At 68.8% G+C, this 13,659-nt stretch carries 9 protein-coding genes; 2 read left to right on the top strand and 7 right to left on the bottom strand.

Annotation, left to right across the window (positions count from 1 at the left end; genetic code table 11):
• From IRZ30_RS10965 to IRZ30_RS10955, 3 genes are all read right to left on the bottom strand, one after another.
• On the bottom strand, positions 1-2,159 hold a 2,159-nt coding region (locus IRZ30_RS10965; protein ID WP_294085130.1), incomplete at its 3' end, for a tetratricopeptide repeat protein.
• Between the two features lie 138 nt (positions 2,160-2,297).
• Positions 2,298-5,192, bottom strand: coding sequence for a DUF4132 domain-containing protein (locus IRZ30_RS10960; protein ID WP_294085129.1), 2,895 nt, complete (start codon positions 5,190-5,192; stop codon positions 2,298-2,300).
• Positions 5,189-5,653, bottom strand: coding sequence for a hypothetical protein (locus IRZ30_RS10955; protein WP_294085128.1), 465 nt, complete (start codon positions 5,651-5,653; stop codon positions 5,189-5,191). Before IRZ30_RS10955 ends, IRZ30_RS10960 begins: the two co-directional genes overlap by 4 nt.
• Before the next feature lie 277 nt (positions 5,654-5,930).
• Between IRZ30_RS10955 and IRZ30_RS10950 the strand changes: the two genes are divergently transcribed.
• Complete coding sequence (locus IRZ30_RS10950; protein WP_294085126.1) at positions 5,931-7,271, top strand: amidohydrolase; 1,341 nt, start codon at positions 5,931-5,933, stop codon at positions 7,269-7,271.
• A 160-nt stretch (positions 7,272-7,431) separates the two neighbouring features.
• On the opposite strand, the gene IRZ30_RS10945 is transcribed toward IRZ30_RS10950, so the two are convergent.
• From IRZ30_RS10945 to IRZ30_RS10930, 4 genes are all read right to left on the bottom strand, one after another.
• Positions 7,432-8,646 (bottom strand): hypothetical protein, encoded by a 1,215-nt coding sequence (locus IRZ30_RS10945; protein WP_294085125.1) that lies wholly within the window; start codon positions 8,644-8,646, stop codon positions 7,432-7,434.
• A 385-nt stretch (positions 8,647-9,031) separates the two neighbouring features.
• On the bottom strand, positions 9,032-10,516 hold the full coding sequence (locus IRZ30_RS10940; RefSeq protein WP_294085124.1) for a carboxylesterase/lipase family protein: 1,485 nt from the start codon (positions 10,514-10,516) through the stop codon (positions 9,032-9,034).
• A gap of 86 nt (positions 10,517-10,602) precedes the next feature.
• Complete coding sequence (locus IRZ30_RS10935) at positions 10,603-11,346, bottom strand: DUF998 domain-containing protein (protein WP_294085123.1); 744 nt, start codon at positions 11,344-11,346, stop codon at positions 10,603-10,605.
• 322 nt (positions 11,347-11,668) lie between these two features.
• Positions 11,669-11,887 (bottom strand): ChaB family protein, encoded by a 219-nt coding sequence (locus tag IRZ30_RS10930; RefSeq protein ID WP_294085121.1) that lies wholly within the window; start codon positions 11,885-11,887, stop codon positions 11,669-11,671.
• A 139-nt stretch (positions 11,888-12,026) separates the two neighbouring features.
• Here IRZ30_RS10930 and IRZ30_RS10925 point away from each other — a divergent pair, with 139 nt between their 5' ends.
• Positions 12,027-13,292 (top strand): alkaline phosphatase family protein, encoded by a 1,266-nt coding sequence (locus tag IRZ30_RS10925; RefSeq protein ID WP_294085120.1) that lies wholly within the window; start codon positions 12,027-12,029, stop codon positions 13,290-13,292.
• Positions 13,293-13,659: the final 367 nt, after the last annotated feature.

Here is a 13,659-nt window from a genome sequence, read left to right as displayed (position 1 = left end):
GGCCGCCGGTAGTGTCGACCGGGACCGGGCGGGGCGGCTAGGAGGCGCTGCGCGCGCTCCACGGCTTCGGCGAGCGTCAGCGTCCGGCCCTGGGTCCAGGCTGCCTCATAGGCGGCCTCGTCCAGGATGCCGCGCACGACTCGGACGCTGCGCTCGTACTCGGCGCGGTCGGCGGGTTCCCACTGGACGCCGATGGAGGCGCGCAAGGCGTCCGCGGCGCCGAGGAGTTGCGCGGCCTGGATGGCCGCGCTCCAGCCTCCGGTGATCGCCCCTGCGATGCCGCTCAGGCAGATCGCAGTGCCGTGGGTGTTGCGCAGTTCCCAGGAGAGGGACAGGCTCTCCGCGAACAGCTCCAGCGCCCGGGGCCGGTCGCCCAGGCGTGCGACGACCGGGGCCAGGTTGTGTAGCACCATCGCGATGCGCTCTTGTTCGGCGAGGGATCGCCAGATCACCAGGCTCTCTTCGTAGCGGGCCGCGGCCGCGGCGTCGTCCCCGCGCAGGCGCGCGATCTCCCCCAGCCGGTTGAGCGTGCGCGCGACGGTGCGCCGGGCGCCCACCTGCCACCCGAGTGCCAGCGCGTCCTCGAAGTAGGTCGTGGCTTGCTCCACGTCGCCGGTGATGAAGTGGAGGCTGCCGAGGTCGAGCAGAGTCTGCGCGCGGAGGGTATCGTCGCCCACCTCGTGGTAGAGCACGAGGTTGACCTCGTGGAGGGCGCGTGCCCGGTCGATCTCGCCCTGTCGTACCAGGAGCGCGGCCAGCGCGTCGCGCGCCCGGGCCGTGACCAGCGGCGGGGCATCGCCGGGCATGGCCAGAATCTCGTCCAGCCATCGCTGCCCGGTGCCGAGATGGTCGTGGATGAGCCAGAAGTTCTCGAGGGCGGCGCCGAAGCGGAGGGCGGCCTCCTTTTCGCCGTGATCGATGAGCCAGCGGAGCGCCGTGCGCAGGTTGCCCACCTCCTGCTCAAGTCGCTCGATCCAGCGCGCCTGGCTGGCGTGGTAGAGGTGGGCCGCCGCCGTTTCGACGAATGACAGGAAGTAGCTCGCGTGCCGTTCGCTGAAACGGTCCCAGTCGCCGCCGGCCTTCAGGTGGCCGAGTGCGTATTCGCGGATCATGCTGAGCATGCCGAACCGGGGCGTGCCGTCCGGAGTCGTTGTGCGCTGGATCAAGCTCTTCTCGAGGAGCGATGTGAGGCCGCCGAGCACGGCCTGCCGTGCCTCCGGGCTGTCATCCGCGGAGCAGACGACCTCGGCGGCGTCCAGGGTCCAGCCGTCGACGAAGACGGCGAGTTGCTGAAAGAGGCGTCGTTCATCCGGAGCGAGGAGCCCGTCGCTCCAGGCGATGGCGTCGGAGAGCGTTTGGTGCCGGGCCGGGACATCACGCGCCCCATCGCGAAGTTCCGACAGGCCGCGCCCCAGGCGCTCGGCCAGCATGGCTGGCGAGAACATCTTGAGTCGTGCCGCTGCCAGCTCGATTGCGAGCGGGATCCCCTCCAGGCGACGGCAGATCGCGGCGATGCTCGGGGCGTTGGCGGCCGTGAGGGTGAACGTCGGATCCACAGCCTGTGCTCGGTCTACCAGCAGCGCCACCGAGGAGTAACCCGCAAGTGCGGCAGGCGATGCGGAGACGTCCGGCGGTAGGGCCAGCGGCGGGACCGGCCACTCATGCTCGCCGCGGACGCGGAGGACGGCGCGGCTGGTCACGAGCGCGACGAGGTGCGGGCAGCGCGTCAAGAGCTCCGCGATGTCCGCCGCGGCGCCGACGACCTGCTCGACGTTGTCGAGCAGCACCAGCGCCTCCGTGCCCCAGAGCGCGGCGACGAGCCGGTCGAGGAGGGGCTGCCCGTGCGCGGTCGGCACCCCGAGCGTCCGCGCCAGGACCGAGAGGACCCAGGCGGGGTTGCGTACCGCGGCGAGCGGCACGTGGTAGACCGTGCCGCCGGTCTGCTTCTGCCACTCGCTCGCCACAGCCAGCCCGAGCCGGGTCTTGCCGATCCCCGGCGGGCCGGTCAGCGTCACCAGCCGCGCGCCCTCGCGGGTCAGCAACCGGCGGAGGGCGTCCAACTCCGCCTCCCGTCCGATGAGCGGCGTTAGCGGCTGCGGGAGCCCGTGCATGCCGGGGCGCAGCGATGGTGAGATGGGAACCGGCGGGTTCTCGGGCACGTTCGCCAAGCCGGGGCTCCACTGCGTATGGGTCGCGGTTGGTTGCGTCTCGTACTGCTTAGCCTAGCACTGACCAGGCGCCGCTTCCAGGGGTAGCGGGGTCTGGCGACGTGGTGCCCCTGGGCGATGCGCGGCGCGCTAGCCCTGCCGCACGCGCTGGATCTGGGCGAGGATGGTCGGGTCGGTGATCTGATCGTCCCGCGCCAGGAGCAGGATCTTGCTGAGTACGATGCTCACCTGCCTGTCCCCTTCGTCGGCGAAGGGGAGGAACAGGCCGTCGGCATTGGTCCCCCAGCTCGCCGGGACGATGCAGAGGTGGTTGCCCGGCTCGATGTGGATCGCGCCGCTGCCGAGGTGGACCCGGTAGTCGGCTCGCCGGCCCTGGATCCGTGCGAAGTGGCCGTCGACCGTGACGTTCGGCAGCCCGAGTTCCGCCAGAAGGGTCTGCACCAGCTCGCCCCGGCGCTGGTATCCCTCCGGCGATAGGCGCACCGCGCCGTCCCGCTGGGCGACCGAGACGACGAGGTCGGCGTCCCGCATCACCTCGGAGAAGACGCGCGGGGGCACGTCCGCGAGCGGCACCGGGTCGCGTCCCGCACCGCGGCTCGGTTCGAACCAGATGTCGCCGCTCGTGACGGCCGGGTGCTCCGCGAGGAAGTGTCCCGCGTCGGGGAACGCGAACACCGCGATGAGGCCCGCAGACGGCAGCCGCTTGCGGGGGAGGGCGACCTCGTCCTGTCCCAGTTCCCAGCCGCGGGCCTGAAGGAGCCGGGAGGCGACCGCCGCGTCGAGGGGCTGCCCGGCGAAGCGGCGTGACCGCGGCGACGTCTCCCGCTCGGCGGGGGTGAGCAGGTACAGCTCGCGGAAGACCTGGGCGAAGGGTTGGACGATCCGGCGGCGCACGATCGCGCGCTGCCATTCGCCCAGGCTTCCGACTTGGTAGAGATCGTAGGGGTGGGCAATGCGGAGCGGCGGGCGGATTGGGAGCCGCTCGCCGTCGAGCGCGACGAGCGCTGCCCCGTCGTCGGCCAGCATCCCGAGCGTGCCCGCCGCGTCGAGGAGGACCAGGCTTGCCAGCATCGCTCGCCCGAGCGGGAGCCGCTGGATCCCGCCGATGTCCTCGGCGGTGAGCGTTGCGCCGTCGCCCATCATCTGCTCCAGGGTCGCGCGCAGCCGCGCAGCCTGGTCACGCATCTGCTTGACGGTGTCGGCCAGTTCGGCATAGGCCGGGCTCTTCCGCACCGCCTGCGGGACACTCTTGAGTGCCCGTCCCTCGCGGCGGACCCGGATCTCGGGGCGGAATCCGTCGAGGGCAATCTCCACCTCGTAGCCCTCGATGGACCGGGTCTCGCCCGGCTGCGCCACCGCGCTTCCGAGTCGTGCCTCCATGGCCCATTCCAGGCGGACCACGTCGGGGTACCCGGCGTTCTGTGCCAGGTTGGCCAGCGCCACGTGCGCGGCCGCCTGCTCACTGGCCTGGCGCTGCGGCCCGAACGAGCGCGCTTCGCGGGCGAACGCGCGCAGGAAGAGGTAGCGCTCCGCGACCTCCTCCGCTCCGCGCTCCAGCGGGAGCAGGCCGAATGCCTTGACGGCGATCTGGTTGCGCTTGGCGAGGCCCTGTTCGACCCACGCGCGCTCCCACCCGGCGAGGGCCTCGATCAGCCGGACCGCATTCCGCGCGCCGACCTGGGCCGACCCGAACAGCGCGAGCACCTGCCGCGCCGTCTCGTCTCCGGCCTGCGCCAGTGCGGCCCGCACCGACGGGACATCGAGCACCCCGTCGGTCGGGTCGGGCGAGCTCCGCACGTCGGCCTGCTCGAACGGTCCGGCGCTCTCCAACCCGGCAGTCGCGAGGACTTGCTCGACCAGCGGCAGGGCATGCGACCAGCCCAGCGCGTCGAGGATCGGTGCCCGGGCGCGCCACGCGATGGGGAGCAGTGCCTTCAACGTCTGCGGGCGTATCTGCCGGAGGTCGGCGACGAGCTGGTCGTGCTCCTCCGCGCTGGCCGGCTCGACCGCAGCCGCCGCCAAGTGGACGATTCCCGACTCTAGACCATCGTGGAAGTGGTAGTCCTTCCAGACGAGCCGGCCGAGGCGCAGGCGGTCGTGCAGTCGGGCGGCCTGGACCAAGTAGTGGTTGCCCCGTAAGCCCCGCATCTGTTTGAGCAGGTAGCAGTTGTCCTGGGAGAGGTCCTGGGCGAGATCCCAGGCCAGGCGTGCGCTGTAGTCCCGCACCGTGAGCAGAAACGGAGACGGCTCGGCCTGGGGCGCCGGCCGGCGCGGGTGGGCGCGCTCGCTGAGGTTGCCGATCGCGAAGGGCATGCTGTGGGCCGCCCGTGCGAAGACCTCGTAGCGCAGGCGGCCGTGCTCGAACAGGCGCTTCATCAACGCCGGCACATGCTGGTTCAGGGGGCTGAGATGGACCGCGTAGCCGGTCGGCGCGCCCCGGCCGATTCCGTGGGGCGGCGGGCCGTTGACGGGGGCGTCGAGATCGCCCGCCACGAGCCGCTCGATCACGTCGAGCACCGCCGGAGTCGGTTCCAGCAGCGTCAGGAGCGCCAGGTAGTCCTCCAGCGTCGGAGGGGGCTGCGAAATGAAACGGTTTTCACCACGCTGCACCTGGAGATGCGGCGTCACCGGGGCGTACGGGTCGGCGAAGATGGCGCGGAGGCGGGCTTCCAGCCGTGCATCGATATCAGGCGGCGGGTACCGGACCACACCGGCCCCGAGCACCGTGACGACGACCGGGATCAGGTGGGCCTGCTGGGACAGTCGCTCCTGCCAGGGGAACGGATTGAAGTACGGCTCGGCAGCCAGCACGCCAAGCTCCGCGGGTGACCAGCGCGCCTCAAGCCGCCGCAGGCTTTCCTCCAACGCCGCACGCCACCGGTGACCCTCGTCGCGAAGGATCCACGCGAGCGAACCGGAGAAGGGGAGCCGTCGCGCCTCCGCCGGCCACACCTCCTCCGCCCAGGTCAGGATCTCCTCCGCGATCGCCGGCTCGCGGCGGCCGAACGGCCAGAGTCGGATCACACGGCACCTCCGACCAGCGGCATCAGGCGGAGGAAGGTCACGGTGGTTCCGGGGGCGAAGCGAATTTCCTCGTCAAGGCGCTCGGCACGCCGCCCGTCCACCAGGATCAGGTAGGCGCCTGCCTCGAAGGCGCGCAGCGCTCGTTCGATTTCCGCCGCTGGATCCACCTGCCGCGGATGCAGCGCGCGGCGTGACGGGCGGGGGCGGATCGCGCCTTGCTCTGCCTGCTCGACGATCTCCTCGGCGGTCAGGTACTGCCGGTCGAGCGCGCGGCGTGCCTGCTCGAAGTCCAGGTGCTGCCGCGCGCGCAGCTCGCGGACCTGTTCCTCCACGGTCCGGCGAATCAGCTCCGCGACGGTGATCGTCTCCTCAGGCAGATCGAGCGTCACCGGCGCCAGGACCGGGTCATCCGGACTTCCGCCGATCACCCGGCTTCGGACGTCGACGGTGACTGGGGCCATGCGTCACCTCCTGGCGCTGGCTGATGCTGGAGCGCCTACGCCGGGGATCGTATCGGCCGCCGTGCAGTGGGGACAATCCGTGCGTGGGGGGACGTTCGTCCCAAATCGGCCCGGTGCATCGCGGTGGTAGGTCAGCGGGCGCAGCACTGCATTCGCGCCGTCCGCCGTCCGGCGCGGGGCGGTGCATCGGCTTCTGACCGGAGCGGGGCGGGATGCGGTTAGAATGCCGCTGGGTGTGCGGCAGGGGCCGCACGGGAGCCAACACAAGGGGGGAACCGTGGACAAAGCGGAGATGAAGCGCCGTGTCTGTGCGGAGATCGACCGGCGCGCGGACCTGCTCATCCAGGTCGGGCAGGATATCTACCACGATCCCGAACTGGGGTTCAAAGAGCACCGGACGGCGAAGATCGCGGCCGAGGTGCTGCAGAGCCTCGATCTCTCGGTGCAGACCGGCCTGGCGGTGACCGGGGTCAAGACGGTGGTGGACTGCGGCTCGGCCGGGCCGACTGTGGCCGTGCTCGGTGAGCTCGACTCGCTGCTGGTGCCCGACCACCCGGCGGCCAACCCGGAGACCGGCGCGGCGCACTGCTGCGGGCACAACGCGCAGATCGCGACCATGCTCGGCGCCGCGGTGGGCCTGATCGGTTCCGGGGTGCTGCCCTCGCTCAGCGGTCGGGTCGCGTTCTTCGCCGTGCCCGCCGAGGAGTACGTCGAGATCGAGTACCGCAACGAGCTGCGCCGGCAGGGCGTGATCGAGTTCCTGGGCGGCAAGAGCGAACTGATCGCCCGCGGTGCGTTCGACGACGTGGACATGGCGATGATGGTCCACGGCGCCAGCGCCCAGTCACTGAAGGGCAAGGCGGGCGTCTCCGCGTCGAACAATGGGTTCGTCGGGAAGCAGGCCCGCTTCGTCGGCAAGGCGGCGCACGCCGGTGGCGCGCCCGACAAGGGCATCAACGCCCTCTACGCCGCCCACGTCGCGCTGGCGGCGATCAACGCCCAGCGGGAGACGTTCCGTGATGACGATGCCATCCGCGTCCACCCGATCATCACCCGCGGCGGCGACCTGGTGAACGTGATCCCGAGCGACGTCCGGCTGGAGAGCTACGTGCGCGGCAAGACGATCGAGGGGATCGAAAGCGCATCAAAGAAGGTTGACCGGGCATTGCGCGCCGGCGCGCTGGCGCTCGGCGCCAAGGTGGAGATCACCACCCTGCCCGGCTACCTGCCGCTCATCAACAACCGGGCCATGGCCGACGCCTTCAAGAGCAACTTCCTCGAGTTCTACCCCGAGTCCGAGTGGGAAGAGACGGGCCACCGCAGCGGCTCGACCGACATGGGCGACATCGCCCACATCATGCCGGCCCTGCACCCGTACGTCGGCGGATTCCGGGGCCAAGCCCATGGCGCTGACTGGGGCATCGAGGACCCGGAGCTGGCGTACATCCTGCCCGCCAAGCTCATGGCGATGACCGTCATCGACCTGCTCGCCGACGGCGCCACGCTGGCCAAGGAGATCCTCGACCGCGACAAGCCGCCGATGACCAAGGACGAGTACCTCGCCTTCATGCGCCGCATCGCCCGCGAGGAAGTGTTCGACGGCGCGAGCGAGGAGTAGAGCGTCCGTACAGGAGATTCCTCGTTCTCGTGTCATCTGAAGCGAAGCCGCCTGCCTCACGGCGGGCGGCTGCGTTCCAGGATCGCCCCGCGGCGCGGTGAGTCTGAAGCGAGATCATTCGATACCTCGGCGGGGCCGGCTCTGCTCTGGATACGGAGTATCAGGCGTCGTCCTGAACCGGGTATCTGCCGCCGGTCAGCAGCGCGAAGTCGTGCGCGTCGACAATCGCCGTTCCCTGGACGAACCACGACCAGGGACTTTGCGGGTTGCGATTCTTGAACTTATTGAGCCGCGCGCGGAGATTGGCGTCAATCGCAACCGGATCATCAAAGAAGTAGTTCACATTCTTGACCTTGAATGCCCAGGGGAATCGTTCCGACTCCTTGAATCCTGGTACCCGCTTCCTCTCCGGAGTGGAAGCCACCTCAGCGGTCGCCACGACGCCCTTGCCGGTTTCGTAGAAAGCGAGCATGTCCCCCGGCTTCAGGCGTTTCCTCCCGGGCGTTCGCTCCCCGAAGACGTAGAAACCTCGGCCCAAGAGAGTGCGAATGATCTCCTCCGCGGGCCGGTCCGGTTCGTTCGCAACCGGGGTGAGCAGGTAGAGGCGGTCTTCAGCGGTTTCGGTGGTTCCACTCGACGTCTCTGCCTGCTGCGGAACGGGATCAGCCTGTGCAAGCTCTCCGCTGTCATCCCCGGGAATGACATTGGAATCCTGGGACAGGGCACCGACGATGCGGTTCAGGACGCCGACCACTGTGCTAACACGCACGCCGGTCGGTCGGAGCAACGCGAGAGCTTCATTCCGAGTGAGCAGATCCTCCTGCACCAATTCGGCGAGAGACAGGATGTCATCCGCTGTCGCGATCCGGAGCCGGTGCGCGTGGCCGCCGTAGGCGATCGAGCCTTCGAGCTGCTCAAGCCCCGCGTCGGGCCTTCCGAAGACGTACAGTCCCAGCGCCTTGTCGGCGCTCGCGATCTTCCCGGCGTCGATCAATGCGTTCATGTAGCCGAGAAGTGTCGAGGTCTTGATGGAGTAGGCGTCGGTCGTCTTGACCTCGACGACAATCGCAAAGTCGTCGGCAAGCCAAAGTCCGTCGTGGCCGATCTCACCCGGTGTTCCGGCATAGCGACCGAACTCAACCTCGAAGCCCATCAGCCGACCGGTGTGGTTGATGAGGTCCTGGAGCGCCCGGTTGTACTGTGTGTCAGATCGGGTAAGACAGACGTTCACGTAGTCACGGACGGTCCCGAGCGATGTGACGGATGTGGCGAGGAACTGCCGGAATCGGTCCCGGGCGGTGTCGTTACCGGGCCGGTCACTCAGTTCACCGACCAACATCAGGAGTTGGTCGAGGCTGATGGGAATGATCGACATTGTCTGATTTCCTCTCCTGCTGCAATCAACATACACAGGAGTAGTCGAAAGCACAACGGCGACACCTCTCCGAGCGGTTGGGGAGGTTTGTACGGCATGAGCGTGCCCAGACGGCCCTGCGAACGAATGCATCAAGTCTCTGCTCGGTGAAAATCAGTGACGCGGGCGCCGGGCAGGGCACGCGACGCCATCCTCGCCGTGATGCACGCGTTCGTGGAACTCGCAGAGGGGCAGGCGGTCAAGTCGCGCGGCGGAATGCCCTGATGACCCGCGAGCGGTCGAACCCGCACGGTGATGGTGTCGAGTCGTTCGGAGAGCCGGGGCGATGGAGCGCCCCTCTCCCAGAGTTGGGAGAGAGGGCGGGGGTGAGGGGCATGGCCCGAGGCTAGCGCACGCCCTCCCATAGCTTCCGCTTCGCCGCGAGGGGATCGATCACGCACGCCGACTCGGTGTCGAAGTGCATGGTCACGCGGCGGTCGAGATCGTACCTCGGCCAACCGGGGTCGCCATGGGCCGCGAACGCAACCCAGGCGGCGTGCATGGACTCCGCGAGATGCTGCGGCGGATCGCTTCCCATGAGCGGCTCGGTCGCGTGGCCGAGCGTACCGAACACGAACGGGATCTCAAGCGCGTGGCAGGCGCCGAGGCGCCCATCGAACGCGGGTGAGCGCCAAGCGAACTCGTACGTGAACGTGTCCGCGCTGTTCCGGGCGTGTGCGTCGGCCAGGTGCATGGCGGGGATGCGCCAGTACCAGTCGGTCATGACCGCCGCGAACAGGTCGCCGGGGCTGGCATCGGGGTGTTCCGCGCGGTACACAGCGAGCGCGGCGTCCACCCGGAGGCCGAAGACCGTGATCGTGCCGGCCAGCATCTCAGGCGTGATCTGGTCGATCAGGTCGGGGAGCACGAAGAGCCTCCATTCCTTCGTATTGCTGCCGACCGTGAGGCTGATGCCCGCGCTCGCGCCGGCGGCGATTCGCTCCAACGGTGGGCCCGGGATCGTATCGCCATCGACGACAGGCTGCCATGGAAGCGTGGTGTTCGCGACCTCGCCCCAACGCGCTGGATCGGGGTCCGCCATGAGGTCGTCTCGCAGTGCCTCCTGCGCCGCCAGCAGGCGCTCGGGTGGAATAGCGGCCACTGCTTCCAGGGTTGCTTCGACCCCGAGCTTGTCCGCGATGTACCGGGCCAGCCGCCGCCCGGTCTCCCCAGAGCTGACGTGCTGCGCTCCTCCACTCTGGACGATGGCGCGGTGGAACAGGCCCTGGGCGCGAGGCATGGCGAGGACGGTCCCGATGCTCAGCGCCCCGGCGGACTCGCCGAAGATCGTGACGTTGCCGGGGTCGCCGCCGAAGCCCGCGATGTTCTCCTGAACCCAACGGAGGGCGCCGATCTGGTCGAGCGGACCGCGATTGGCGACGCTGTGTTCGACATACAGGAATCCCTCGGCGCCGGTGCGATAGTTGATGGTCACGCACACGACGCCGTCGCAAGCGAACTGGGTGCCGTCATACCAGGGACACGCGCTCGTTCCGTGGTACTCGAAGAGGCCGCCGGGAATCCAGACCATCACCGGCTGGTTGGCCGACCCGAGATCACCGGACCAGATGTTGAGGGTCAGGCAGTCCTCGCCGGAGCCGACGAACTCGGGGAGGATCATCGCCACCACCGGGGGATAGGCTGATTGCGGCGACTTGGGGCCGAACGCCAGCGCGTCGCGCAGACCGCTCCAGGGCTCGACCGGCTGCGGGGGCTGGAGCCGGTTGGGGCCGAAGGGCGGCGCTGCGCAGGGGACGCCCTTGAAGGAGTACACGCCGTCGGTGAACCTGCCGCGCACAGCGCCTTGGCGGGTCTCGACGATGGGATCCATGAGCGCACCTCCGCGGCTGGGACGAAGCAAAGACGCGGTCACTCGGATCGTCGATTGGATGCCAGGCGCGATTCCCGCCACACCGCCTACTGCGGAAGGTGTTGCATCCCCCGAGGGCTTATCGCGCGCCGCTCACGTGGCGCCGCGGACCCGGCACTTTCAGCGCGCAGAAGGCCGGCTGCGAGAACGGCGTACCAGAGCATGGGAAGATAGGCGACGATGCGCTCCTCCACCCCCAACCACGGCGTCGGGACGTTGGCGGCGAGGGCATTGTTGTGCTGACTCATCAGGAGACCGGCCATGAAGATCACGAGAATGGTCGCGTAGGAGTAGTACCGGAACCGCCTGCCAAGCAGCCGCGAGCCGAAGCCGACGGCCAGGGCGAAGAGGATCGGCATCCCGATGCCGTACCACTGGTGCATCTGATTGCGCAGCGTGTCCTGGCCGGCGGCCATCACCTCTCGTGTCGCCATTGGGAAGGCGATCCCGCCCGCGAGGCCCCACACCGCTTCGGTGATCACCAGCGCGCCGGTGAGGCGGGCTGCGCGGCTTCCACCTGCCGCTCGCCAGATGCCGATGCCGAAGGCGGTCAAGAGCGCGGCATACGGGACGCCGCTGAACACCAGCATGAACGTCCGGGTCGGCGCTCCCTGGGCAGACAATTCACTGATGACCTGATCGGCGTAGCTGTACCCCGGGTAGCGCATGCTGCCGACCACGTCCATGGCGACCCACCACGCTGATCCGGTGATGCCGCAGCCGAGCAGGATTTTCTGCAACGTGGGATGGCGATCCGCAGCGCGGCGCAGTGGGTGGAGTCGGGCAACCATGGATGCCTCCCTCTCGACCGGTGTCGGGATATCCAGGGGCAGCCTACTCCTGCGCCAATCGCAGGGGCATCGCATTGCCTGACTCGTTGTGTCAGGCTCATGACATATGGAGAGATAGCAAGCTCGCTGTTCGTTGATGCCGTTTCTGTGGCCAAGGCCACCGCAGCAGGCACGGGTCGGCGGCGACCCAGGGGGGCGATGTTCGCCTGTCCGGCACTCCGGGTCGTCATGCGTCACACGTTCCCATCACCCCCGGCCCCTCTCGGACGGAGCCCACCAGGGGAGAGGGGAGAATGACGCATGACGTATGACGCATGACGGCTTATTCATCCTCCGACGGTCCTTCGACCCATTTCCCGGTTTGCTCGTCCTTGTGGTACTTGCGCTTGACGGCGCCCCAGGCGATCCGGTGGGCGCGGGCTTCGTCGTGTCCGTACTGCTCGTAGGCCGAGTTGAAGGCCTCCTTGTAGATGGCTTCGGCGTGCGGCGGCAGGGCGTCGCGGACGCTCTCCGGAAGTTCGGATCGGCGCTTGTACGGCATGACGTGCGCTCCTTTCCTCGTACCGATCACCGAGGGTTCCGGCAAACGAGGTGCCAGGAGCTCGCCGTATACTGGGCGACAACGCGATTCGACAAACAACCGCCGGGCCAGATGCGCGGCGGGGACGGAGGGACGAGCGATGTGGTACCGCGATGAGCCGGAGTCCGTCCGTGCGCTCCTCGAGCGCCAGCGCCTGGATCCGTCATTTCCCACCTGGGTCCGGCCGAGCTACGACGGCTACGGCGTGGTGAACCTGCCCTGGACGGTGCTCGACATCCTCGGCGCCCCGGTGGAGGGAACGCCGCTGGCGCCGGAGCTGGTGCCGGCGACGCTGCGCGAGGGGGTGCGGGTCGTCGTCCTGATCGTGGTCGATGCGCTCAGCTACTTCCAGCTCCGCGAGGGGATGCGCACCGGCGACACGCCCGTCCTGGCGAAAATGTGGGAGGAGGGAGCGGCCTTCGCGCTCACGTCGACCTTCCCCTCGACCACCGTGGCGGCGCTCACCGCGCTTCAGACCGGCGTCCCGCCGTCGCAGCACGGGATGGTGGCGTACACCTGCTACCTGCGCGAGTTCGGGATGCTGAGCAACCTCATCCGCTTCAGCCCGATCGGTCGCTTCGATAGCTATGCGGCCACGGGATTCGACCCGGGCACGTTTCTCCCGGTGTCGACGATCTACGAGCGCGCCGCGTCGGCCGGCGTTGCGGCGGAGATGATCAACTACCGCTCGTTCCAGCACAGCCCGCTGACCCGGATCCAGGGCCGGGGCGCGGCGTACCGCGGCTACCGGACACTGGGCGAGTTCGGCACCGTCATCCGGCGAGCGATCGCTGAGCCCGGGCGGCGGCTGATCTTCGCCTACTGGCCGATGATCGACCTGATCGGACACATCGAGGGCCCGGAGGGGGACACATCGATTGCGGACCTGCGCCTGCTCGATGCGCTACTTGGGCGCGAGGTGTTCGATCACGCGCGCGACGACGTCCTCTTCATCTTGACCGCGGACCATGGGCAGGTTCAGCTCGATCCGGATCAGGTATTCAGCCTCAATGAGGCGCCGGACCTGCTCGCGGACCTGCGGGTGCCGCCGGCCGGTGAACGGCGAGTGGGCTATTTCCACCCACGCGCCGGGCGGGAAGAGGCGGTGCGCGAACGCCTGCGTGAACTGGCCGGTGAACGCGGTGCGGTCGTCGAGGGCGCGGACCTGCTGGACCAGGGGATGTACGGTCCGGGGCCGCTGTACCCGGAGGTGCCGTCGCGCGTCGGGGACTTGGTGCTGCTTGCGCGCGGCCCGGCGACGTTCCCCTACACCGCTGTGGGCGATCCGGCCGAGCCGATGCTGGGGGCGCACGGCAGCCTGGAGGCCGAGGAGATGCTCGTGCCCTGCCTGCTGTGGCGGCGCTGAGCGCAGGAAATCGCGTTAAAAGCGACACGGAGCGCTGGGGGACACAGGCGCTCCGCGTCAAGGGAAGGGAAGGGATTGGGTTCCGGGTCGTCGGCGGGGGTGCCGCGTCCCGGTAATTCGTAGTCTACCTGTTTGACATAAACCTGTCAAGGCCACTCCCCGACCTCGCAGGTTTCGGTTCAGTGATGCAAACGGCGTGCCACCCCTGTGACCTCGCGTCAGATGGAGGATCGACAGCCGCGTACCTACGGAGTTGTGCCCGATGGCGGCGAGCGGTTGCGGCGTGCTGAACGATGGACAGGCGATTGTTGCGGTCAAGAAGGGGAGGGGGCGAGGATGGGGACTCCGCCCCCTCCCTGGGGGGTTG

The organism is Sphaerobacter sp., from assembly GCF_019683595.1.
Classification (GTDB): domain Bacteria; phylum Chloroflexota; class Chloroflexia; order Thermomicrobiales; family Thermomicrobiaceae; genus Sphaerobacter.
The sequence above is the reverse complement of the archived record's forward strand: the minus strand, read 5'-3'. Positions and strand labels throughout refer to the sequence as shown.